Raw genomic sequence first — 22790 nt, 5'->3', positions numbered from 1 at the left:
TTCGAGGTTTCTAAAAAGTGTAATGGATAATTTTTCTTAATTTTACAAAAAAGACACTTATTATGTTAGCAAAAAATATCGAATCGGCTTTAAACAAGCAAATCCGCATAGAAGCAGAATCTTCGCAAACTTATCTTTCTATGGCTTGTTGGGCTGAAGTACAAGGATTAGAGGGAATCTCTCAATTTATGTACACCCAGTCAGACGAAGAGCGCGCACATATGCTTAAACTAGTTAAGTATGTAAACGAACGCGGAGGACACGCTCAAGTTACAGATCTTAAAGCACCAAAAACAACTTATACTACTTTCAAAGAAATGTTTGAGGAGCTTTACAATCACGAACTTTTTGTTTCGAAATCTATCAACGAATTGGTTCATATTACTTTTGAAGAAAGAGATTACGCGACACACAATTTCTTGCAATGGTACGTTTCTGAACAAATTGAAGAAGAAGCTACAGCTAAGTCTATCTTAGATAAAATCAACTTAATTGGTGATGATAAAGGCGGACTTTATTTGTTTGATCGTGATATTCAGCAATTAACAGTTACGAGTTCAATTGCTATCAATCCTAAATAAAAAAGTTAAAGTTTATTTAGAATATTTAAAAATAACTTTTTTGGTTTATATTTGTCTCTGTTTTTAAAATTCAGAGGAAAAAGTGAGCAAGAAAGAAAAAGACAAGGACAAAAAAAAGGATAAAAAGAAAAAGAAAAACGCTGCTATCCTTGATAAAATTAAGAAGATTGAAAACTGTAAATCTTCTTGCTGTGAGAAATATAAAAAGAGCGAAAAGAAACGCTGCTCACGCTGTCCTATGTTTGATTTATTCAAAAAAACTGCTTAACGCGATATAGAAAAACCCATCAGATTTCTCTGGTGGGTTTTTTAGTTTTAAATTGCAGTCACTTTCGACTTTTAAATTCTATTATGGAAAACGCTATTACAATTCCCAAATCTAGTCTCGATTTTTTGGTTGAGCTAAAACAAAACAACAACAAACCCTGGTTTGAAGAACATAAACCGCAATATTTAATAGAACTTAATCATATTGAAAATTTTGCAGGCGCACTGCTTAAGGAACTTTCTAAAACCGATGTTTTAGAAAACGCTTCGGGTAAAAAAAGTGTGTATAGAATCTATCGTGATATTCGTTTTTCTAAAGATAAAACACCTTTTAAACATTATTGGGGCGGAAGTTATACTCGAGCAACCGCAGCACGACGCGGCGGTTATTACTTTCATCTGGAAAAAGGAAATAGCTTTTTTGCAGGCGGTTTCTGGGGACCAAATGCCTCAGATTTAAAACGAATAAGAACCGAATTTGCTCAAGATCCTGAAACCTTTCAGAAAATATTGAATTCAGAATCTTTTAAAAGCAATTTTGGCACTTTGCAAGGCGAACAGCTTAAAACAAAACCAAAAGGTTTTGATGTTGATCATCCAGCTATTGATTTGCTTCGTTTCAAACAATTTTTGGTCATAAAACGTTTTACTGATGAGGAAGTATTAAGTCCGCAATTTTTAGAACTGGCTTTGGACGCTTTCAAAAACATGAGACCTTTTTTTGATTATATGAGCGAAGTTCTTACTACTGATGCTAATGGTGTATCAATTTTATAAAAACAATTTTCCGTAAAGTATAAAACCCGACAGGTTTTAAAAACCTGTCGGGTTTAACCAACGATATTCGTTAAAACGTTATTTACTCAATAGTAAAATTTCATTTACGACCACTTCCGTTATATAACGTTTCTCTCCATTTTTATCATCGTAGCTTCTGTGCGTTAGTTTCCCTTCAACAGCGATTTCTTTCCCTTTTACAACATACTTTTCGATAATTTCTGCTGTTTTCCCCCAAGCAGTTATGCGATGCCACTCGGTTTGCTCTACTTTTTCGCCTTTATCATTTCTATAAATCTCATTTGTTGCGATTGTAAGATGAGCAAGTTTTCTACCGCTTTCTAATGTTTTAATTTCTGGATCATTACCAACATTCCCGATTAATTGTACTTTGTTTCTAATTGCACTCATGGCGTATACTGTTTTAATGTTATTATTAAATTGAATCGTTTATCGAATTCAACACTGCAAAGATGCCAAACCACAACATTGACAGTCGGTTATTAACTATTTACTATCGACTGTAACTATTTGTAAGCGTTTGTAAATGGAATTTGTTTTTTGTATATTTGAGATAAATCTTACGATATGCAAGCAAAAATTAAAAAAGTAGAGTTAAGAAATCTTGAAATAGAAGACTATAAACAATTAAAGAAATCAATGATCGAATCGTATCCAGAAATGGCAGATTCTTATTGGAGATCTGAGGATATAGAAAGACTTCTTGCAATTTTTCCAGAAGGACAGCTGGTGATTTTGGTTGACGGAAAAGTTGTTGGCTCTGCCCTATCTCTTATCGTTGACGAAAAATTAGTAGAAAAAAGACATAACTATCAGCAGATTAGTGGCGATTATACCTTTTCGACACACAATCCAAATGCTGAAATTTTATACGGAATAGATGTTTTTATTCACCCCAATTATAGAGGCTTGCGTTTAGGGCGCCGTTTGTATGATGCAAGAAAGGAACTTTGCGAACAATTGAACCTCAAGGCGATTGTCTTTGCAGGGAGAATTCCGAACTATAGAGAACATGCCAAAAAGATGTCTCCAAAAACGTATATCGAAAAAGTGCGTACCAAAGAATTGTACGATCCGGTTCTTTCTTTTCAGTTAAGCAATGATTTTCACGTTTTGAGAATCATCAAAAATTATCTGGAAGGTGACGAAGAATCGAAAGAATTTGCGGTTCTATTGGAATGGAATAATATTTACTATGATGATAGTCCGAAACTGATTAATTTAAAGAAAAACATTATTCGTTTAGGATTAATTCAGTGGCAGATGCGTCCGCTGAATAATGTTGAAGCCCTTTTTGAACAAGCAGAATTTTTTATTGATGCCGTTTCGGGTTATGGGTCTGATTTTGCTTTGTTTCCAGAATTGTTTATTGCGCCATTAATGGCCGATTATAATCATCTGTCTGAAGCAGAAGCTATTCGCGAACTTGCTCGTCACTCTGACCCTATTAGAAAAAAGTTTCAGGAATTTGCCATTTCATATAACATCAACATTATTACAGGAAGTATGCCTTATTTAGAAGGCGGAAATCTTTACAATGTTGGTTTCTTATGCAAAAGAGACGGAACTTCAGAAATGTATACCAAAATTCATATCACGCCAAACGAAGTTATACATTGGGGAATGAAAGGCGGATCGGAATTTAAAACCTTTGATACCGATTGTGGTAAAATTGGAATTTTAATTTGCTACGATGTCGAATTCCCAGAAATTTCCAGACTTCTGGCTGATGAAGGAATGAACATTTTGTTTGTACCATTTTTAACCGATACGCAAAACGGATATACTCGCGTAAAACATTGTTCGCAAGCTCGCGCCATCGAAAATGAATGTTATGTAGCCATAGCAGGTTGCGTTGGAAATCTTCCAAAAGTGAACAATATGGATATCCAATATGCGCAGTCTTCTGTATTCACGCCATCCGATTTTGCTTTTCCAAGTAACGGAATCAAAGCAGAAGCTACTCCAAACACAGAAATGACGCTTATTGTTGATGTTGATTTAAATTTATTGAAAGAGCTTCACGAACATGGAAGCGTAAAAACATTAAAAGACAGAAGAACAGATCTTTACGAAATTAAAAAATTGAATTCATAAAGACCTTTTTAAATTAACAATCAATGAGTGTCATTCGAAAAAATCCGCTATTTGAAATTTATATTAAAAATGATCACCTCGTAATTAACAATACCGATTTCAGAAAGGATAATGCCATATTTGAAATTGACAGCATTTTAAGCTTAGAATTAATAAGACATTTATCTTTCATTAATAAAATCATTGAAATAACATTTGGACTAAATGTCCCTACAAAATCTTGCGAACTAAGGATCAATTTAGAAAATGATTTTAAGGATATTGTTTTAACCGACTGTGACATTAAAAAAGTGGAGGTTTTAATCTACGAAATTAATCAGGTAATTATTAAAAGTGTAAATGAAAAACCTAGTTTATCAACAAAATAAAAATGTTAAATGAAAACATGCCTCGAATGCTCAGCCAAAATTTTCGGACGAGAAGACAAGAAATTCTGTTCCGATAGCTGTCGAAATGCCTACAATAACAAAATAAATAAAGATAGCACGAATTTCATGCGAAATATAAACAACAAGTTACGCAAAAATTACCGTATTTTGGCAGAGTTAAATGTAGACGGAAAATCCAAAGCTTCTAGAGACAAATTACTCACAAAAGGCTTTGATTTTGAGTTCTTTACAAACATTTTACAAACCAAAACAGGAAACACATATTATTTCTTGTATGATCAAGGATACCGTTCCTTGGACAATGATTATTTTATGCTTGTTAAAAAAGAAATATAGTTAGTATTATTTACCATGAGAAAAAACCAAACCTCAATTCTAGCCATAGTCTGCATTTTAGCGTTACTTGGCATTATATATGCCACGATGATGCCACAAGGAATCTCTAGGGATGATGAAGCGCTTGCTGAGTTTTCGACCGAAAGAGCTTTTAACCAGGTTGAGATTATAGCACAAAAACCGCACTATGTCGGATCGACCAATCACGAACTGGTTGCTAATTATCTTAAACTAGAATTAAACAGAATTGGGTTAGAAACGAGTGTTCAAGAAGGTTTTACTCTGAATGATAAAGGTCTTTTGGTAAAGTCAAAAAATATTTTGGCTCGAATTAAAGGAACAAACAATACAAAAGCACTTTTACTTCTTTCTCATTATGATAGCGCACCGCATTCTTTCTCAAAAGGAGCAAGCGATGATGCTTCTGGAGTTGCAACAATTTTAGAGGGTGTACGTGCCTTTTTATATTCTAAACATCCTCAAAAAAACGATATTATTATATTATTCTCTGATGCCGAAGAATTAGGATTAAACGGAGCTGCTTTATTTGTAAACCAGCATCCTTGGGCAAAAGATGTTGGTTTGGTTTTAAACTTTGAAGCAAGAGGAACTTCTGGTCCAAGCTATATGTTAATGGAAACCAATAAAGGGAATCAGGCATTGGTTGAAGAATTTACTAAAGCAAAACCTTCACATCCTGTTTCTAATTCTTTGATGTACAGCATTTACAAAATGCTACCAAATGATACCGATTTAACTGTTTTTAGAGAACAAGGAAATATTCAAGGATTTAATTTTGCTTTTATCGATGGTCATTTCAACTATCATACGCAGCAGGATGATATTCAACATTTAAACAAAACTACTCTAGCGCATCAAGGCACATATATTATGCCTTTGCTAAAATATTTTACAAACATTGATTTGAATCAAACAGAGTCTACCGAAGACAATGTTTATTTTAGCGCTCCATTTTCATTTATTAGTTATCCGTTTACTTGGGTAATGCCGATGACCATAATTGCTTTCGGATTATTGTTTTTGTTCATTTTTGTTGGAAGAGTAAAAAGAATCATCACTTTCACAGAAATTTTCAAAGGTTTTGTGCCGCTATTAGGATCTCTTATAATTGCAGGATTAGTAACCTTTTTAGGATGGAAACTTATTCTCGAAATTTATCCTCAATACTCTGATCTTCTAAACGGATTTACTTATAATGGACATGCTTATATTGGCGCTTTTGTTACGTTGAGCATCGCAATTTGTTTTGCTTTCTATCATCATTTCTCTGAAGCTAAAACTACCATGAACCATTTTGTAGCTCCTTTATTGGTTTGGATTATCATTAACGCATTTTTAGCCAATAGCCTAACGGGAGCTGGTTTCTTAATAATTCCTGTTTATTTCGGAATATTATTATTCGGAATATTTGTGTTTACACAGCATTACAGTTTAGGAATGAATCTAATATTCTCTATTCCTGCCTTGGCAATTGTTGCGCCTTTTATCATAATGTTTCCAATTGGTCTCGGCCTTAAAATCTTATACGGAAGCGCTATTCTAACCGTTTTATTATTCGGATTATTACTTCCAATTTTCGGTGCATTTGCCAAAAAAGGTGCTTGGATCGTGGTTTTCTTTATTGCTTCTATTTCATTTTTCGTTTACGCAGGATATCATTCAGGTTACGAATATGGCAAAGCCAAATCAAACAGTTTATTATACGTTTACAATGCCGACAACAATTCTGCTGTATGGACCACTTATGACAAAAATTTAGACGAATGGACTAAATCGTATTTAGGCGAGAAAAATCAAAAGGCTGTTGGTTTAAATTCATTGCCTCTTTCAAGCAAATACAACACCTCTTTTACGTACAGCGCTATCGCACCAGTTGTCGATGTTCCGAAACCTACAATTCAATTTTTAAGAGATAGCGTTATAGGAAATAATAGATATTTGAAAATCAGGATTACTCCAAATAGAAAAGTAAACCGTTATGATATTTATGCAAATCCAAAAATGACATTTTATAACTTTAAAGCAAATGGAGTGTCAACTTCTGGCGAAAAAGGAAATCGTCTTGAAAGAGAAGACAGCAAAATTTTATGCTATTATGTAGTAGGCAACGAACCGCTGGAAATGGATTTCTACATAAACAAATCTTCTGTTTTTGATATGGATTTAATTGAAAGTTCATTCGATTTGATGACCAATCCGCTTTTAAAAGTTAAGCCTAGAGATAATTGGATGATGCCAACGCCATTTGTATTGAATGATGCCGTATTGATTCAGCAGAAAATCAAAAGATATACACCGCCAATAAAACCACTTGAACCTGTTATGGTGCCAAGTGATAGTTTGGCTGTTCCAAAAGACAGCTTAAAACCTGCCGTTAGCAAACCAGAATAGTAATAAATTACAATAACCCTTAATCTTTTAAAATGAAGAAAAACTTCTTGTTATTTTTGACTTTTAGCAACTTTTTAGCATTGAATGCACAAACTGTAGAAGAAAAAATCGCTGCAAAAGCATGCGAGTGTTTAGAGAAAAGTTCAAAAATTACAGAAGATGTTTTCAGAGAATGTTTAACAAGCCCAATGGGTGAGTTAATTTTAACAGACAAAGATCCAAAAGTCAGAGAATCTATAAATACCGTTGATGGAATTCAAAATATGGTTCTGAAAGTTCAAGCTGTAATTTCAAAGAAATGTCCAAACTTGATGCCTGAATTAATTGAAAACAAAGACAATGTTTTTTATAGCGAATCAAAAAACAAAAATGCACAGAATTCTTATGTCATCGCAAAAGATTTTATGCGACAGAACAACTACAAAATGGCTATTGAAAGCTTTCAACTTGCTTTAAAAGAAGATCCAAACTTTGTTCTTGCACTTGATGACATAGCAGTTTCTTACAGGCAATTGAACGATTACGATAATGCAATTAAATATTATAAGAAATCGCTTGAAGTTTATCCCGAAGGAAATTTTGCATTAATGAACATTGGTGTTGTGTATACTTTTAAATCTGATTATAAAACGGCCATAAGTTATTATGAAAAACTTATTCAATACCATCCCAACAATGCTGAAGGCTATTTTGGTGCTGGAAAAAACTATTTCATGATGAAAGATGATGAAAAAGCATTGGATAATCTTTTTTTGGCCCATATAATCTACACCAATGAAAATTCAGAATATGCAAAAGATTCTGAACAGCTTATTGGTGCTCTTTACCAGAAAATGAAATCAGAAAATAAGGAAGCTTTATTCAAAAAAATTGCTGAGAAAAACAACATTAAAATAGAATAAATATGGCAACAAATATTTCTAAAATCGTTTTGGATGCCCCAGTTGAAAAAGTATGGAACGCACTAACACAGCCAGAATTAGTCAAGCAATGGCAGTATGGAAGTGATTTAATTACAGATTGGAAAATCGGCAATGAAATACGCTTTAGAAATGAATGGGAAGGCCAAGTTTTTGAGCAATGGGGAACTGTTTTAGATGTTCTTCCAAATCAAAAAATAAAATATTCTTTGTTTTTCCCAAGACCTGGATTGGAAGATAAACCCGAGAATTATTTCATAATGAATTATGTTTTATCTGAAGAAAATCAGAAAACAAAACTCGAAATAATTCAGGAAGATAATCGCCCTGGAGCGGTTCAGGAGAAACCGCAAGGGGAAGAAAATCCAATTCTACAGGCATTAAAAGCCGTAATAGAATCTTAAATAATAGAGCAGATTTGTTAGTCTGCTCTTTTTATTTGATTCATAGTTAAAAAAACTTTCTGACTCTGTAACTTTGTTCCTTTGAATCTCAAAAAATGACAAAAATAAGCATACTTGGCTGCGGCTGGCTGGGATTTCCCTTAGCAAAAGCATTACTTAAAAAAGGAATTTCAATAAACGGATCAACAACTTCAGAAAACAAACTTCCAATTTTAAAAGACGCAGGAATAAATCCGTTTTTAGTGAGTGTTGAAAGTGAAGGAATTTCCGAAAACATCAATACTTTCTTAGCAGAAAGCGAAATCTTAATTATAGATATTCCGCCAAAACTAAGAGCTATCGATCCAAGTTCTAAGAAGAAAGCATTTGTAGAAAAAATCAAGAATTTAATTCCTTTTATAGAAAAATCAACGGTTAAGAAGGTTCTTTTTGTAAGTTCAACTTCTGTTTATGGTGATGATAATGGTCTTGTAACAGAAGAAACTATTCCGAATCCAGAAACTGAAAGCGGTAAACAATTGCTTTTAGCCGAAAATCTCCTTCTTGAAAATCAAAACTTCGAAACCACAATTTTACGTTTTGGCGGATTAATTGGTGAAGATCGTCATCCTATTAAGTTTTTAGCTGGAAAAGAAAACATTGAAAATCCAGATGCTCCCGTTAATCTTATTCATCAGAAAGATTGTATTGGCATTATTGAAGAAATCATAAACAAATCTAAATGGAATGAGGTTTTTAATGCTGTTGCGCCTTATCATCCAACTAGAGAGGAATATTATACTCAAAAATCAATTGAGATGAATTTATCAGAACCGAAATTCAGTTCTCAGCAATCTAATATCAAAAAAATAATTTCGAGTGAGAAAATAGAATGCACTTTAAACTATAAATTTAACTTAGACGAATATTAAAATTTTCGAACCACAGATTTAAATAAAAAACACTATTTTTCCTTCATAAAAAATAACTGTTTTTCCAAATGAAAAAATTCAGGTTTCTGTTTTCAATCAGTATTTTACTGTTTACTTTTTTCCAAAGTTACTCCCAAAACGATTCTATTCCCGAGAAATCAGAAAAAATAAAACAATTTCACGCTGATATCGTTGTTAAGAAAAATGGGAACCTTATCGTTACAGAAAACATTACTGTTTATGCTGCTGAACTATTCATAAATCACGGAATTTATAGAGAGCTTCCGATGGAAACCAATTCACCGAAAGTTTCTAAAACCAATTTCTATAAAGTTCTAAGCGTATACAGAGGTAATTCGAAAGAACCATATCACTTAAATATAGACTCCGAAAAATTTGGAATCTACATTGGGGATGAAGAAATATATCTGCCAGAAGGGACTTATACTTATAAATTGACGTATGAAATTGAAGCGCAAATACATTCTTATAGCGATTTTGATGAAGTTTACTGGAATATTACAGGAAATTATTGGGAGTTTGATATTGAAAATGTCACTGCAAAAATAACTTTACCGAAATCTGCAAAAGCATTTCAGACCGCTTGCTACACAGGTCTTTTAGGTTCAAAAGCACACGATTGCAATTCAAAAGTTATAGACAATTCGATTTATTTTACTTCTAAAAATCTAAAAAAAGGAGAAGGTTTTACCGTCGCGGCTGGTTTTCCTAAAGGATTTGTTCATCAGCCTTTTTTTCGTCCGCATTATAAAATGGATGAATTTTTATCTCCAAACAAAGTATTACTTGCTCTAGCTTTCGTCGCTTTTTGTTTTGCTTTTTACTATTTTTCTTGGAAAAGTCATGGAGAAGATCCTTTATTGGATAAAACCAAGAAAATAGATTTAAAAAGCCTTTATTCTGCAACAGCTCTACAATACATAAAAGACAAAGGCGTTGATTCGAAAACGCTACTAATCACAATAATCAATCTTTCTATAAAAGGTGCTCTCGAAATTTTTGACAATGGGAAAAAAGTTTGGGCCGATGATTTTAAATATTCACTTAAAAAAGGAAAAGAAACGTTTGATTTATCTCAGGAAGAAACCGCAGCTTTAGAAGCCTTATTTAGAGAAAACGATTCATTTGAGCTTGACAAAGAAACGTATTTGATTTTCGATAAAGCAAAAGAAGCGCTTGAAAAAAAATTAGAAAAGCAATATAACTTAGCCGATTATTTTTTAAGTAACTCCAAACAAATTCTTATAGGTTTTATTATTACAATCACAGCTTTATTAAGCTATTGTTACATTGATAAAGGAACTATATTTTGGGCTGCTATCTTTGGTTTTATCCTTCTAATAATTACGGCATTGCTTTTTAAAGTAATCATTCAATCTTTCACAAAAGATTTCGGAATGGCTTTGCTTTGTATTTTTTTCTCCATTTTTACGGGTGGTTTTTGCTATGGATTATTCGCTGCAGTCAACTTAGACAAAAGCTACTCCGTCTTAAATTTGATTGTACTGTTCTTAATAATTTCAGGATTTAGCTTTTATTTAAGCATAATCGGCAAGTATACTAAATTAGGCGCCGAGATCAATTTTGAAATCGAAAGATGGAAAAAAGAACTGCTTGATTATAAACCAGAAGAAAGCTCTGCAATAAGTGTTTATGAAGAAAACCTGCCTTATGTATTTGCCTTGGGAATTGAAGAAGAGTGGAATTCAAAATTTGCAACTATTTTAGAAAAACTGAATTATAAAAATAATTGGATCAAAACAACTGGCAACAGCTCTTCACAATTTACTTTAAGATCAGTTACCCATTTTAGCTCTTCTTACGATTCATTTTCTAGCAGTTCCAGCAGCGGAAGTTCTGGAGGCGGAAGCTCTGGAGGCGGAGGCGGAGGCGGAGGCGGCGGTGGCTGGTAAAATCCTCTAAGATTTAACTTATATAATTTATTGATTTAAAAAAACTTTGCGAACTTCGCGATAAACTTTTGCCTTTGCGGTTAAAAATTATGGAAACAGCCTATATCAATTCGCCTTTAGGAATCACCAAAATAATTGGAGATGAAAATGGTATTGCCGTAATTTCTGTTTCTGATGTTGGAACCAATGACGTTTCTAAAGAAATTCCAGAAGTATTACAAGAAGCCGTGTTGCAGTTAAATGAATATTTTGAAGGCAAAAGAACCGATTTCAATTTAAAACTGAATCCGCAAGGAACCGAATTTCAGCAGAAAGTCTGGAAATCACTTCTTGAAATTCCATACGGAAAAACGGTAAGCTATATGGATCAGACCAAAAAGCTGGGAGATATAAAAGCAATTCGCGCCGTTGCATCAGCAAATGGTAAAAATCCACTGTGGATTGTGGTTCCTTGTCATCGCGTTATCGGCACAAACGGATCTTTAACTGGTTATGCCGGGGGATTGTACCGAAAAAAATGGCTTTTAGAACATGAAAGTCCATCTCCACAACAAAGTTTATTTTAGTTCTATTGTATAAAAAAGAAGGATAATTCATTCATTTTTAATTTGCGATAGATTAAAAATTTAAATTTGTGTACATTTATATCAAATAAAAAAATTAAGTCAATTCGTGAATTCGTGGAAAGTAAAATATGATTGAAAAAATTAACCTTAACAACATCCTCTTTCTCGATATAGAAACCGTTCCAGAAGAAGAAAACTTCAATTCGCTTGACGCGGAAATGCAGTCACTTTGGGATTTGAAAACGCAATACCAGCGAAAAGATGAATTTTCTCCAGAAGAATTTTATGACCGTGCTGGAATCTGGGCCGAATTCGGAAAGATAATCTGTATTTCTGTTGGGTATTTTACCATCAAAGGAGATGTTCGCAATTTTAGAGTGACTTCGTTTTTTGGTGAAGAAAAGAAAATCCTAAAAGACTTTTCTAATCTGATTAACAATCATTTCAATCAGCCTCAGCATTTGCTGTGTGGACATAATTCCAAAGAATTTGACATTCCGTTTATTGCCCGAAGAATGATTATCAACCAAATTCCAATTCCAGATAAACTGAATTTATTTGGTAAAAAGCCTTGGGAAGTTCCGCATTTAGATACTTTAGAATTATGGAAGTTTGGCGATTATAAGCATTATACTTCTTTAAAATTATTGACTAAAATCTTAGGAGTTCCTTCTCCAAAAGGAGACATCGACGGAAGTCAGGTTGCTCACGTCTATTATGTCGAAAAAGATATTGACCGAATTATTACCTATTGCGAAAAAGACACCATTGCTGTAGCTCAGATTTTCTTGCGCCTTCGCCGAGAAGATTTGCTAATTGATGATGAAATAATTCATGTATAACTTCTTTAGATTCTAAGATTCTGAATTACTAAGATTCTAAGATCCTTTTGCATGAACTTATATAACTTATATGGTTTAAAATGATTCATTCCGAAATTTCACATCATCGTATGGCTTCTCAGAAGCTTTATCAAGAAAATCAATGTTTTCCTCAAGAAATTGTGCAGCATTTTGGCGCTATGCAGGCGCAGGATTATGCTATGGCAAAATGGGCAATTGGTTCACGTTGCAATTCCTCGGAAAAAGAAATTGAAGAAGCCGTTAATTCAGGAAAAATAATCAGAACTCATATTCTGCGTCCAACTTGGCATTTTGTTTCTGCTGATGATATTTATTGGATGCTGGAGCTTTCGGCTCCACAGGTACAAAGATTTACTATTTCTGCCGCTAAAAAATTTGATTATGATTTGAAAAAATTGGATCAGATCAATAATAAAATCCAGAAGCTGTTATCGGGCAATAACCATTTGACTCGAGACGAAATTATGTTGGAACTTGATATTAAAAGAACTTCTAAAGAAGATTTTTTAAGCGCTGCCATTATGATGTATGCCGAACTGGATGGTTTGGTATGTAACGGAAGAATGAAAGGCAAACAAATTACGTATGCTTTACTTGAAGAGCGCGTAAAAAAGCCTAAAACCAAATTGAGCAAAGAAGAAAGTTTGGCCAAACTCGCTCTCCGTTATTTTGAGAGTCATGGTCCAGCAACATTGCTCGATTTTTCGTGGTGGTCAGGTTTTGCGCCGACTTTTTGCAAAAACGCAATTAATGCAATAGAGTTGCAATTGAATTCTATCACTATTGATAATCAGATTTTTTGGTTTAAAAAAGATGATGCATTAGAAAATAACTTTCGCGAAAGCGTACATTTTTTGCCCGCATTTGATGAGATTTTAATTTCATATAAAACGCGCGAAGCTTCATTTACTGGAGATCATCAATCTAAAACTTTCACCAATAATGGCATTTTTAAACCTATCATTTTAGAAAATGGAAAAGTAATTGGAATCTGGAAACGAACCATTAAAAAAGATCACGTAAAAATTGAAACGGAATTCTTTAATGAAACTGAAAGTTCGAAAAAAGAGATTTTGTTTGAAGGAATTAAAGCTTTTGAAACTTATTTGGAAACCAAAGTTGTGATTGAATAATCAATTTTAAAAATAAATAAATTAGATTTCTCACCGCTGGGACTTTTTCAATTATAACCTGTTTGATTTCTCTAGATATTTCGCTGTTCTCGAGCTTTTTCATTTGCATATAATTTTATTTAATAAAGTTTAATAGCTCTGGAAGAGCGAAATATCTATAGTAAATGAAATTTCCCTATTTAAAAAAGCCCCAGCGGGGCGGTATATCAACTCAAATTCCAACCTCAATACATAAAATATTTATGCATTTTATTGCTAAATAATTACATTTACAAAAAAATGTAATTATGGTATTGAGCAGATTTTGGTTAGTTATTTTTATTTCTTCGATTCTTTTTATTGTAGTCAGTTTATTTACTGCCAATACTTATACCATTGACTCTGTTTTAAATGGAAAAAAAGACGATCCTGTTTTAGTTTCTGAAAAATACATCGAAGAGCTTCCTGCTTTCTTAAAAGACAGCATAAAAAAAGCGCCAGATCAGACGATGATTATCAATCGTGATACGCTAAATGCTGACACGACTTATGTTTACAAAAACAAAACCGTAAAAATTTATAGCGGTCTTCAAAAATCTGATGGTTTATTGCCAACTTGTAAAAGCACTTTAGTCGATTTAATTTTGCCGCTTATTGCCTATCTAGCTTTTTTCTGCGGATTAATGGAACTTCTAATCGTTTCTGGAGCTTCTGGAAATCTGGCAAAAGCTTTAAGTCCGGTGTTTGTAAAGGTATTTCCAAGTATTCCTAAAAACCATCCTTCGATATCGTACATGACCTTAAACTTCGCTGCCAATTTCTTGGGATTAGATTCTGCTGCAACACCATTCGGATTGAAAGCCATGGAAAGTTTACAGGAAATAAACCCTGAAAAAGATAAAGCCAGCGATGCACAAATCATGTTTATGTGTCTTCACGCTTCTGGATTAACTTTAATTGCAACTTCAATTATCGGGTATCGCGCTGCAGCAAATGCAAGTAATCCTGCCGACGTAATGCTGCCTTGTATTATCACTTCATTTATCGGAACCATTGCGGCTTTTTTAATTGTCGGAGTCAAACAGAAAATTAATTTCAAAAGTGCTTCTCTTTTAATTGGTTTAATGGGATTAATTGCAGCAATTGTTGGATTGCTGATGTATGTAAATCATTTAGATTTAATTGGAAAAAACTACTTCACTTCTAACCTTTCTGGATTAATCTTACTTGCAATTATAGTATTTACACTGATTTTTTCTTTCAGACATGAGAAAAAATTCAGAGAAGCAGATACTACAGTTTTTGACACTTTTGTCGTAGGCGCCAATAACGGAGTGAAAACGGGAGTAACTATTTTCCCTTACGTTTTAGGAATGTTAGTTGCAATCTCATTATTTAGAAACAGCGGTTTATTTGAAATCATCAGTGATGCAATCGGATTTGTTTTCTCAAATCTAGGCGTAAGTAAAGAAATTACAAATGCACTTCCTGTTGCTATGTTACGCCCATTTAGTTCTGCTGGTTCTAGAGGTTTCTTAATTGATTCTATGAATACATTTGGAGCCGATTCTTTAACCGCTAGATTGAGCAGTATTTTCCAATGCAGTGCCGAAAGCACATTTTATGTTATTGCCGTTTATTTTGGTTCTGTAAACATTAAAAATACTCGTTACGCGCTAGGCACAATGCTTTTGGTCGATTTGGTCTGCGTTATTACAGCTATTTTTGTGGCAACTTGGTTTTTCTAAAAGAAGCTAAAAACAATCAAATTAATAACTTCTTATTTTTCATAAATCTCTTTAAAACAACAAATAAAGCTTGTTGTTTTAAAGTTTTTATATAAGTTACCTGTATGAATTAGGCGCATTATCCTACATTATTTTTTCATTTTTTATAAAAAACCTCTTATAATTTTATACTTTAGCCTTCTAACATAAATAAAACAATTAAATATTCCCCCAAATATGTTTAAATGGTTTTTAAGTAAAAAAAAGGACTCTAAGAGTCCCGAAAAAATCGAATGCGCCAAAGAGCCAAAACCTACAGAAATACCTGTCGCGCAAAATAAATTCGATACGAACAAAATAGACTGGCTCATTAATGACTCGCTTCTTGCCTTTATGCCTCGCGAATTATTTATGCACTATTCTGATTCCACCACAACAAAAGATCCTCAGGATCCTTCTTGGCAAAATCAAGGATTATACTTTTGGAGAGAAAAAGAAGCTTTTGAAAACAAATCTCTTCCAGAGTTTTTTGAAACTATGGAACAGAAATTGTTTATTATCAATGAAGTGCCAGATTATATTTCGCTAGTTTCAGGAAAAGCGATGCCGTGGTTTGGAATGCCTGGAGGTGGCGAAAAATTCTTTTTCAGATATGATGAGACCACTCCTGTCACTTTAGAAGAAGCCTACAAACTTAATATAATAAATTATGTTGAAATAGTGGAATTGAATCACGACAATCTTAGCGTTTTAAATGATCGCGATAATTATTGCTTTTTGATTGATCCATATGAAGTAAAATACGAAGACCAGCTTTTTTATCTTAACGGAGAAAAAATCTCATTAGCAGAACTTTATCAAAAAAAGAAACTTTTAGTTCTATCTGTTGAATAAAATCATATTTGAATTATAATTATGAAAATCCACACTCTTTTTTTCCTGCTTGTTTTAATAGGATGCCAAAAAACAAAACCAACAGATGCCACATCTGTTGCAGAAATCATTGAGCCTCAAGAAACTTTAGAGGTGACAAACGATGAAAAAATCATCAAAACCGACACTGTGTCTATTTACACTAACGGAACAGAATCTTCTACAGATTATGTCTTAGCGCATTTAGTAGATCAGCAGGCAGATAAGGACAGTATTGTTACAGTAAAATATAGATTGGATTTTTATCAGAATAAAAATAAAACTGCATCTTCAAAAATCGCTATCAAAGGTTTTCAGAAAGGATCAGAATGGATGGCTTCGTACGGATTGACATCTGAAAGTTCGAAAAATTCTCCATTTATACAAATCTCACTCGGATATCCTGCATGCGGTTATTCTCATGACCACTATCTGTATTACCTAAAAAACAAGGCATTACAATTAGTGCACAAATGGAGCACAATGACTGATAGCGGCTGGGGAAGTTGGGTAGAAATTGAAAACCCTTCTACCAATTCTGACCCAAAATCTTTTTATTGCAAAACTGTTGCGTTTGTGCCTGCAGACGAAGATGAGAACGTAGACATGGGAGTCCTTACACACTCAGACTCAATATCTTTTGAATTAAAAGACAGCAAATGGAAAAAAGTTTTACTTTCTGTTAAAGACAAACCTTACTTTGAAAAGAAGATGAGGTTTGATCAATTCAATAGCGTCGAATAAAATCATAAAACTGTCAAATGAGTCCTTATTCAAATTCTTTCTTAGGTAAATAATTTCTAAATTTGTAGAAAAACAAAACTAATGATTGATTTTATATACCAAGATCCTTATCCGATCTTAAAGGACGATACGCAGTACCGCAAAATCACTTCTGATTTTGTGAAAGTTGAAAAATTTGGAGAACGCGAAGTTTTAACCGTTGACCCAAAAGGTTTGGAATTATTGGCTGAAGAAGCTCTGACTGATGTTTCGTTTATGTTGAGAACTTCTCATTTGCAAAAATTGAGAAAAATTCTAGACGATCCAGAAGCAACAGACAATGACAGATTTGTAGCTTACAATTTGCTTCAAAACGCATCTGTAGCTGCCGAAGGTCAGTTACCAAGCTGTCAAGATACTGGAACTGCAATTGTAATGGCAAAAAAAGGTGAAAGCATTTTTACTGGTGTTGATGATGCAGAATGGTTAAGCCGCGGTATTTTTAATACTTATCAAAAAAGAAATTTACGTTATTCTCAGATTGTTCCAATTTCGATGTTTGAAGAAAAGAATTCTGGTTCAAATCTTCCAGCACAGATTGATATTTATGCTAAAAAGGGAACATCTTACGACTTTTTGTTTATGGCAAAAGGCGGAGGATCTGCTAACAAAACTTATTTATACCAACAGACAAAATCTTTATTGAATGAAAAATCGATGGACGAATTCATTCGCACAAAAATCAAAGATTTAGGAACTTCTGCTTGTCCTCCGTACCACTTAGCATTGGTTATTGGCGGAACTTCTGCCGAAGCTAACTTAAGTGCTGTTAAAAAAGCTTCTGCTGGATATTACGACAATCTCCCAACTTCAGGAAACATGGCTGGTCAAGCTTTCCGTGATCTTGAATGGGAAGAAAGAGTTCAGAAAATCTGCCAAGAAAGTGCAATCGGTGCTCAATTTGGAGGAAAATATTTCACTCATGACGTACGTGTAATCCGTTTGCCTCGCCACGCGGCTTCTTGCCCAGTTGGATTAGGCGTTTCTTGTTCTGCCGACAGAAACATTAAAGGAAAAATCACTAAAGACGGAATCTTTGTTGAGCAATTGGAAACAAATCCAAAACAGTTTTTACCAGAAACAGCTCCACACTTAGAAGCTCCTGTAGAAATTGATTTAGATCAGCCAATGGCAGATATTTTGGCTAAATTGTCTCAATATCCTGTTAAAACTCGTTTAAAACTAAACGGAACCGTAATTGTTGCTAGAGATATCGCTCACGCAAAAATCAAAGAATTGTTAGACGCTGGAAAACCAATGCCTGACTATTTCAAAAATCACCCAGTGTATTATGCTGGCCCAGCAAAAACTCCAGACGGAATGGCTTCTGGAAGTTTCGGACCAACAACCGCAGGACGTATGGACGTTTATGTGGATGAATTCCAGAAAAATGGCGGAAGTATGATTATGCTTGCAAAAGGAAACCGTACTAAACAAGTTACTGATGCTTGCAACAAATACGGCGGATTCTATTTAGGTTCAATCGGAGGCCCTGCTGCTATTCTAGCTCAAGACAACATCTTAAAAGTTGAAGTTGTTGACTTTGAAGAACTAGGAATGGAAGCCGTTCGTAAAATTACAGTTAAAGATTTCCCTGCATTCATTATTACTGATGATAAAGGAAATGATTTCTTTGCTAATTTATAAAAGTGTTTTGCCACAAAGTCACTAAGACACAAAGTTTTTTATAATAAAAGCCACCTATTGGTGGCTTTCTTTTTCCCTTCTTTTAAAAAAATCTTCGCGTCTTAGTGCCTTTGTGGCAAAATAACTACGCACTTAAATCCTGTTTTTCAAAAGCTATAAAATGCGATATTTCGCCTTTCAAGTTATAAACTGGCGAAGCATCTATTTTACATTTATAAGTCTGTCCGTTTTTTCTATAATTTTCGAGTGTTTTTGCAAACGGAATCTGCTTTTTTACTGCTTCTCTAATATCTTTTAAGTCTTTTTGCGAGGTTGCTGGTCCTTGAAACATTTTTGGAGTTTTCCCTAAGACTTCTTCTTCTTTGTAACCTGTCATTCTTTTTATTCCGCTTGACGCGAAAACTATTCTTAGATCCAAATCTGTTACTAGAACTACTTCATTTTTGATTCTTTCCTGAATATTCAGCTTCTTTTCATCCCAGATAAATTCATCTGAAATTTTACTCATTCTTTTCAAATCAGCGCTTAGCCCTTTTAACTCATTTAGATACTCGTAATGAAAATCCCAAGATAGGATTGGGACTGAATTTCGCTGCAGTGAATCATCAGAATTTTTATTTTTCATATCAAAATTAATTCAGGATGTTGATGGATCTTTTTTCTCAAAGATACAAGAAAAATCTTGTTATTAAAAGACCTAAATCTTAATATAGCATTAAAAAGCATTATCAAAATGTAAATTTTAACTGGACTACAACTGCTTTCTTCACTTCTGTATTCAAGTTACTCAATGAAATTCCAAGCAATCTTACCGAATCTTTCATTTTTTCCTGATACAATAATTCTTCGACATTTTCCATAATCAAACTTTTATCAGAAATAAAATAAGGCAGGGTTTTACTTCTTGTCTGTTGCGAAAAATCGCTGTATTTAATCTTGAGTGTAATTGTTTTTCCCGAAACATTATGTCTCTTCAAGCGTTTTTCTAACGAACCTGCAATTCGTTCTAATTGTTCCATCATAAAAATTTCGGAAGACAAGTTCACATCAAAAGTATGTTCTGCTGCTACAGATTTAGCAATTCGAGAAGATTTCACTTCACTATTGTGAATACCTCTCACAACATGGTAATAAAATGCTCCTGATTTTCCGAAATGTTTCTCTAAAAACTCTAAAGATTTGCTTTTCAAATCGGTTCCTGTAAAAATTCCAAGCTGATACATTTTTTCTGTAGTAACTTTACCGACTCCATAAAATTTACGAATGGGCAGATCTTCCAAAAAAGCTTCAACTTCGTCAGGGTTAACCGTTTTTTGCCCGTTTGGTTTATTATAATCACTCGCAATTTTGGCAACAAATTTATTGACTGAAATACCTGCAGATGCTGTCAGTCCCACTTCACTAAGAATCCTTGCTCTAATTTCCTGTGCGAGAAGACTTGCACTTGGATTTCCTCTTTTATTTTTAGTGACATCCAAATAAGCTTCGTCAAGTGAAAGAGGCTCAACCAAATCGGTATATTCATGGAAAATTTTGTGGATTTTTGATGAAATCTCTTTGTAGCGATCAAATCTTGGTCGAACAAAGATAATTTCTGGACAGTATTTTTTGGCTAAAGCGCCGCTAAGAGCACTTCTTACACCAAATTTTCTAGCTTCATAACTTGCTGCCGAAACCACACCGCGATTCTCTGAACCGCCAACTGCAACGGGTTTTCCTCTTAATTCTGGATTGTCCATCTGCTCTACCGACGCATAAAATGCATCCATATCAATATGAATTATTTTACGATATGTTGGTGTTTCAGACATGTTACAAATTTAAAAAGGAAAGCAATAAAAAAGCGCTTCAAATAGTTATAAATAATACCAATCTTTAAAGAATATAAATTCGTTGAGTCCAAACCAATTATTCTTTCTATTTTTGTTCTTCTACTCGAAAAATTAAATAATGCGAACATTTGTTATAGGTGACATTCATGGCGGATTACTTGCACTTGAACAAGTAATCGAGAGAGCTAAAGTTACCACAGAGGATACTCTAATTTTTTTGGGCGATTATGTTGACGGCTGGAGTCAGTCTGTTGAAGTAATTGACTATTTGATCGATTTAAAAAGCAGACAAAACTGCATCTGCATACGAGGAAACCACGACCAACTGGCTTTGGACTGGCTGGAGAACAGACATGATGATTTTGACGAAGAAATGTGGTACAAACATGGCGGAAAAGCTACTGTTGAAGGCTACTCTAAAATTTCTGACGAGAAAAAGAAAACCCATATTCAATTTCTAGAAAATCTTCAGGATTATTATCTTGATGATCAAAATCGATTATTTGTTCATGCTGGATTCACGAATTTAAATGGTGTAAAATGGGAATATTTTTCAAAGCTATTTTATTGGGACAGAACTCTTTGGGAAACAGCCTTATCATTAGACCCAAAATTAAACGAAGACGACATACACTATCCTAAAAGATTTACCGTTTATAAGGAAGTTTATATTGGTCATACCCCGGTTACCCGAATCGGCGAAACGGTTCCTGTAAATAGAGCTTGTGTTTGGAATGTAGATACAGGCGCAGCATTTAGAGGTCCGCTCACGATTTTAGATGTCAACACCAAGGAATACTGGCAAAGTGAACCGTTGAACGAACTCTATTTTAACGAAAAAGGTAGGAATTAATTTCTTTAAAAGTTACATTTGCTGCCCAAATAATTAATATTAAATTTTTATGAAAAAGGTTATTACACTTTTGTTTTTAGTGACATTCGGATTTGTTAATGCTCAAGAAGCTTTCAAAGGAAAGGGAGATATTAAAGTAAACGTAGGAGCTAATTTACAAGATGGTGGTTCTGGAATTCAAGGTTCTGTTGATTTTGGTTTAGGAGAAAATTTCTCTTTTGGTTTTGTTGCCAACTATATCCTAGGATTTGATAATTTTAATGGTTTCTACCACGGTAGTTCAAGTGCTTATTATGATGCTGAACCAGATTTCTCAGATCGCTTTGATGCAAAAGCAAGAATCAATGCTAACTTATCTAGTGTAATTGGCGTAAAAGAATTAGACGTTTACCCTGGATTAAGTCTAGGTTTACATAATTTTGGTGGCCATGTTGGAGGTCGTTATTTCTTCACTGACGGATTTGGTGTTTTCACAGAAATCGGATTCCCAATTGCTAAATATGGTTCAAACAATGATCCTTTTTATCATTTGAATAATCAAGCTACTTTTAGTTTAGGAGCTTCGTTCAACTTATAATATTTTTTTTGCCACAAAGGCACAAAGACTCAAAGTTTATTAAATAAAAAACCGTCCAAAAGGGCGGTTTTTATTTTTACTTAAAAAATCTTTGAGTCTTTGTGCCTTTGTAGCAATTCCCTCTAAATCGACATCTCAGGAATTTCACCTTCAATAATCAAATCGGCTTCAGTTGAAGCGATGATGTGCTCTACTGAGACACCTGGCGCTCGTTCTAAGAGCTTAAAACCTTTTTCAGTCACTTCGAGTACCGCAAGCTCAGTTACAACCTTTTTAACACATCCTACGCCCGTTAATGGCAAAGTGCATCTTTTTAAGATTTTGGACTCTCCTGCTTTGTTTACGTGCATCATGGCAACGATGATGTTTTCGGCGGAAGCCACCAAATCCATTGCGCCTCCCATTCCTTTTACCATTTTACCCGGAATCTTCCAATTTGCGATGTCTCCGTTTTCAGAAACTTCCATTGCTCCAAGAATCGTCAAATCTACTTTCTGGCTTCTGATCATTCCAAAACTGAAAGCCGAATCAAAAAAACTTGCGCCCGGAAGCGTTGTGATGGTTTGTTTTCCTGCATTGATAATATCTGCATCTTCTTCTCCTTCAAACGGAAAAGGTCCCATTCCGAGAACTCCATTTTCACTTTGAAATTCTACTGCAATATCTTCTCGAACATAATTCGCTACTAACGTCGGAATTCCAATTCCTAAATTAACGAAGTATCGGTCTTTTACTTCTTTAGCAATTCGTTTTGCTATATCTTCTTTACTAAGTGCCATAATTTTTTAATGTATCTTTTTAATGTGCCAATTAGTCAATTTGATCATTAGAAAATGCTTAACACAATCTAAATTAATTATCTAATTGAC

The 22790-nt window shown here is 34.0% G+C and carries 24 protein-coding genes; 20 read left to right on the top strand and 4 right to left on the bottom strand.

Annotated elements, in window-relative coordinates; genetic code table 11:
• The first annotated feature begins 62 nt into the window (after positions 1-62).
• From AAYQ05_RS02310 to AAYQ05_RS02300, 3 genes are all read left to right on the top strand, one after another.
• A complete protein-coding gene (locus AAYQ05_RS02310) occupies positions 63-581 on the top strand; it encodes a ferritin (protein ID WP_008465537.1) in 519 nt (172 codons plus the stop codon).
• Positions 582-663: 82 nt separating this feature from the next.
• Positions 664-849, top strand: a complete 186-nt coding sequence (locus AAYQ05_RS02305) for a hypothetical protein (RefSeq protein ID WP_177211633.1) — start codon at positions 664-666, stop codon at positions 847-849.
• A gap of 83 nt (positions 850-932) precedes the next feature.
• A complete protein-coding gene (locus tag AAYQ05_RS02300) occupies positions 933-1625 on the top strand; it encodes a DUF2461 domain-containing protein (protein WP_343540882.1) in 693 nt (230 codons plus the stop codon).
• Between the two features lie 78 nt (positions 1626-1703).
• Here AAYQ05_RS02300 and AAYQ05_RS02295 read toward each other — a convergent pair whose 3' ends face one another.
• A complete protein-coding gene (locus AAYQ05_RS02295; protein WP_177211631.1) occupies positions 1704-2036 on the bottom strand; it encodes a single-stranded DNA-binding protein in 333 nt (110 codons plus the stop codon).
• Between the two features lie 177 nt (positions 2037-2213).
• Here AAYQ05_RS02295 and AAYQ05_RS02290 point away from each other — a divergent pair, with 177 nt between their 5' ends.
• From AAYQ05_RS02290 to AAYQ05_RS02220, 15 genes are all read left to right on the top strand, one after another.
• On the top strand, positions 2214-3743 hold the full coding sequence (locus tag AAYQ05_RS02290) for a GNAT family N-acetyltransferase (protein WP_343540880.1): 1530 nt from the start codon (positions 2214-2216) through the stop codon (positions 3741-3743).
• 23 nt (positions 3744-3766) lie between these two features.
• The gene (locus AAYQ05_RS02285) at positions 3767-4111 is read left to right on the top strand and encodes a hypothetical protein (RefSeq protein ID WP_343540879.1); all 345 of its coding nucleotides are present in this window, start codon (positions 3767-3769) and stop codon (positions 4109-4111) included.
• A gap of 9 nt (positions 4112-4120) precedes the next feature.
• On the top strand, positions 4121-4468 hold the full coding sequence (locus tag AAYQ05_RS02280) for a hypothetical protein (protein ID WP_008465546.1): 348 nt from the start codon (positions 4121-4123) through the stop codon (positions 4466-4468).
• Positions 4469-4483: 15 nt separating this feature from the next.
• Entirely contained in the window at positions 4484-6880 is a 2397-nt protein-coding gene (locus tag AAYQ05_RS02275) for a M28 family peptidase (RefSeq protein WP_343540878.1), read from the top strand.
• A gap of 32 nt (positions 6881-6912) precedes the next feature.
• Entirely contained in the window at positions 6913-7782 is an 870-nt protein-coding gene (locus AAYQ05_RS02270; RefSeq protein WP_343540877.1) for a tetratricopeptide repeat protein, read from the top strand.
• Between the two features lie 2 nt (positions 7783-7784).
• Positions 7785-8204: an SRPBCC family protein gene (locus AAYQ05_RS02265; RefSeq protein ID WP_343540876.1), complete on the top strand. Its 420-nt coding sequence runs from the start codon at positions 7785-7787 to the stop codon at positions 8202-8204.
• Between the two features lie 95 nt (positions 8205-8299).
• Positions 8300-9115, top strand: a complete 816-nt coding sequence (locus AAYQ05_RS02260) for an NAD-dependent epimerase/dehydratase family protein (RefSeq protein ID WP_343540875.1) — start codon at positions 8300-8302, stop codon at positions 9113-9115.
• Positions 9116-9183: 68 nt separating this feature from the next.
• Positions 9184-11049, top strand: coding sequence for a DUF2207 domain-containing protein (locus tag AAYQ05_RS02255; protein ID WP_343540873.1), 1866 nt, complete (start codon positions 9184-9186; stop codon positions 11047-11049).
• A gap of 89 nt (positions 11050-11138) precedes the next feature.
• Positions 11139-11615, top strand: coding sequence for a methylated-DNA--[protein]-cysteine S-methyltransferase (locus tag AAYQ05_RS02250; protein WP_343540872.1), 477 nt, complete (start codon positions 11139-11141; stop codon positions 11613-11615).
• 128 nt (positions 11616-11743) lie between these two features.
• Positions 11744-12457 carry a 3'-5' exonuclease gene (locus tag AAYQ05_RS02245; protein WP_343540871.1) on the top strand — a complete coding sequence of 238 codons (714 nt, stop codon included), beginning with the start codon at positions 11744-11746 and terminating at the stop codon, positions 12455-12457.
• A gap of 80 nt (positions 12458-12537) precedes the next feature.
• Positions 12538-13611, top strand: coding sequence for a winged helix DNA-binding domain-containing protein (locus AAYQ05_RS02240; protein WP_343540869.1), 1074 nt, complete (start codon positions 12538-12540; stop codon positions 13609-13611).
• A 287-nt stretch (positions 13612-13898) separates the two neighbouring features.
• Positions 13899-15338, top strand: a complete 1440-nt coding sequence (locus AAYQ05_RS02235; RefSeq protein WP_281634271.1) for a spore maturation protein — start codon at positions 13899-13901, stop codon at positions 15336-15338.
• 216 nt (positions 15339-15554) lie between these two features.
• A complete protein-coding gene (locus AAYQ05_RS02230) occupies positions 15555-16211 on the top strand; it encodes a hypothetical protein (protein WP_343540867.1) in 657 nt (218 codons plus the stop codon).
• A gap of 21 nt (positions 16212-16232) precedes the next feature.
• Entirely contained in the window at positions 16233-16973 is a 741-nt protein-coding gene (locus AAYQ05_RS02225; RefSeq protein ID WP_343540866.1) for a hypothetical protein, read from the top strand.
• A gap of 81 nt (positions 16974-17054) precedes the next feature.
• Positions 17055-18659, top strand: a complete 1605-nt coding sequence (locus AAYQ05_RS02220; protein WP_177211619.1) for a fumarate hydratase — start codon at positions 17055-17057, stop codon at positions 18657-18659.
• Between the two features lie 124 nt (positions 18660-18783).
• Here the strand turns inward: AAYQ05_RS02220 and AAYQ05_RS02215 are convergent, their stop codons facing one another.
• Both AAYQ05_RS02215 and dinB read right to left on the bottom strand, forming a co-directional pair.
• The gene (locus AAYQ05_RS02215; protein WP_343540865.1) at positions 18784-19284 is read right to left on the bottom strand and encodes a PAS domain-containing protein; all 501 of its coding nucleotides are present in this window, start codon (positions 19282-19284) and stop codon (positions 18784-18786) included.
• Between the two features lie 103 nt (positions 19285-19387).
• Positions 19388-20470, bottom strand: a complete 1083-nt coding sequence (gene dinB / locus AAYQ05_RS02210) for a DNA polymerase IV (RefSeq protein ID WP_343540863.1) — start codon at positions 20468-20470, stop codon at positions 19388-19390.
• Between the two features lie 139 nt (positions 20471-20609).
• Here dinB and AAYQ05_RS02205 point away from each other — a divergent pair, with 139 nt between their 5' ends.
• On the top strand, positions 20610-21344 hold the full coding sequence (locus AAYQ05_RS02205) for a metallophosphoesterase family protein (RefSeq protein ID WP_343540862.1): 735 nt from the start codon (positions 20610-20612) through the stop codon (positions 21342-21344).
• 49 nt (positions 21345-21393) lie between these two features.
• A complete protein-coding gene (locus tag AAYQ05_RS02200; protein ID WP_177211615.1) occupies positions 21394-21921 on the top strand; it encodes a DUF6646 family protein in 528 nt (175 codons plus the stop codon).
• A 122-nt stretch (positions 21922-22043) separates the two neighbouring features.
• On the opposite strand, the gene AAYQ05_RS02195 is transcribed toward AAYQ05_RS02200, so the two are convergent.
• On the bottom strand, positions 22044-22700 hold the full coding sequence (locus tag AAYQ05_RS02195; RefSeq protein WP_026727421.1) for a CoA transferase subunit B: 657 nt from the start codon (positions 22698-22700) through the stop codon (positions 22044-22046).
• Between the last annotated feature and the right edge of the window lie 90 nt (positions 22701-22790).

This window comes from Flavobacterium movens (assembly GCF_039581425.1).
Classification (GTDB): domain Bacteria; phylum Bacteroidota; class Bacteroidia; order Flavobacteriales; family Flavobacteriaceae; genus Flavobacterium; species Flavobacterium luteolum.
Note: the sequence above shows the minus strand (reverse complement) of the source record. Positions and strands in the feature narration are given on the sequence as shown.

Coding starts and splice junctions, on each gene's coding strand:
- AAYQ05_RS02310 (WP_008465537.1), top strand. CDS start 63: ATGTTAGCAAAAAATATCGAATCGGCTTTAAACAAGCAAATCCGCATA.
- AAYQ05_RS02300 (WP_343540882.1), top strand. CDS start 933: ATGGAAAACGCTATTACAATTCCCAAATCTAGTCTCGATTTTTTGGTT.
- AAYQ05_RS02295 (WP_177211631.1), bottom strand. CDS start 2,036: ATGAGTGCAATTAGAAACAAAGTACAATTAATCGGGAATGTTGGTAAT.
- AAYQ05_RS02290 (WP_343540880.1), top strand. CDS start 2,214: ATGCAAGCAAAAATTAAAAAAGTAGAGTTAAGAAATCTTGAAATAGAA.
- AAYQ05_RS02285 (WP_343540879.1), top strand. CDS start 3,767: ATGAGTGTCATTCGAAAAAATCCGCTATTTGAAATTTATATTAAAAAT.
- AAYQ05_RS02280 (WP_008465546.1), top strand. CDS start 4,121: ATGAAAACATGCCTCGAATGCTCAGCCAAAATTTTCGGACGAGAAGAC.
- AAYQ05_RS02275 (WP_343540878.1), top strand. CDS start 4,484: ATGAGAAAAAACCAAACCTCAATTCTAGCCATAGTCTGCATTTTAGCG.
- AAYQ05_RS02270 (WP_343540877.1), top strand. CDS start 6,913: ATGAAGAAAAACTTCTTGTTATTTTTGACTTTTAGCAACTTTTTAGCA.
- AAYQ05_RS02265 (WP_343540876.1), top strand. CDS start 7,785: ATGGCAACAAATATTTCTAAAATCGTTTTGGATGCCCCAGTTGAAAAA.
- AAYQ05_RS02260 (WP_343540875.1), top strand. CDS start 8,300: ATGACAAAAATAAGCATACTTGGCTGCGGCTGGCTGGGATTTCCCTTA.
- AAYQ05_RS02255 (WP_343540873.1), top strand. CDS start 9,184: ATGAAAAAATTCAGGTTTCTGTTTTCAATCAGTATTTTACTGTTTACT.
- AAYQ05_RS02250 (WP_343540872.1), top strand. CDS start 11,139: ATGGAAACAGCCTATATCAATTCGCCTTTAGGAATCACCAAAATAATT.
- AAYQ05_RS02245 (WP_343540871.1), top strand. CDS start 11,744: ATGATTGAAAAAATTAACCTTAACAACATCCTCTTTCTCGATATAGAA.
- AAYQ05_RS02240 (WP_343540869.1), top strand. CDS start 12,538: ATGATTCATTCCGAAATTTCACATCATCGTATGGCTTCTCAGAAGCTT.
- AAYQ05_RS02235 (WP_281634271.1), top strand. CDS start 13,899: ATGGTATTGAGCAGATTTTGGTTAGTTATTTTTATTTCTTCGATTCTT.
- AAYQ05_RS02230 (WP_343540867.1), top strand. CDS start 15,555: ATGTTTAAATGGTTTTTAAGTAAAAAAAAGGACTCTAAGAGTCCCGAA.
- AAYQ05_RS02225 (WP_343540866.1), top strand. CDS start 16,233: ATGAAAATCCACACTCTTTTTTTCCTGCTTGTTTTAATAGGATGCCAA.
- AAYQ05_RS02220 (WP_177211619.1), top strand. CDS start 17,055: ATGATTGATTTTATATACCAAGATCCTTATCCGATCTTAAAGGACGAT.
- AAYQ05_RS02215 (WP_343540865.1), bottom strand. CDS start 19,284: ATGAAAAATAAAAATTCTGATGATTCACTGCAGCGAAATTCAGTCCCA.
- dinB (WP_343540863.1), bottom strand. CDS start 20,470: ATGTCTGAAACACCAACATATCGTAAAATAATTCATATTGATATGGAT.
- AAYQ05_RS02205 (WP_343540862.1), top strand. CDS start 20,610: ATGCGAACATTTGTTATAGGTGACATTCATGGCGGATTACTTGCACTT.
- AAYQ05_RS02200 (WP_177211615.1), top strand. CDS start 21,394: ATGAAAAAGGTTATTACACTTTTGTTTTTAGTGACATTCGGATTTGTT.
- AAYQ05_RS02195 (WP_026727421.1), bottom strand. CDS start 22,700: ATGGCACTTAGTAAAGAAGATATAGCAAAACGAATTGCTAAAGAAGTA.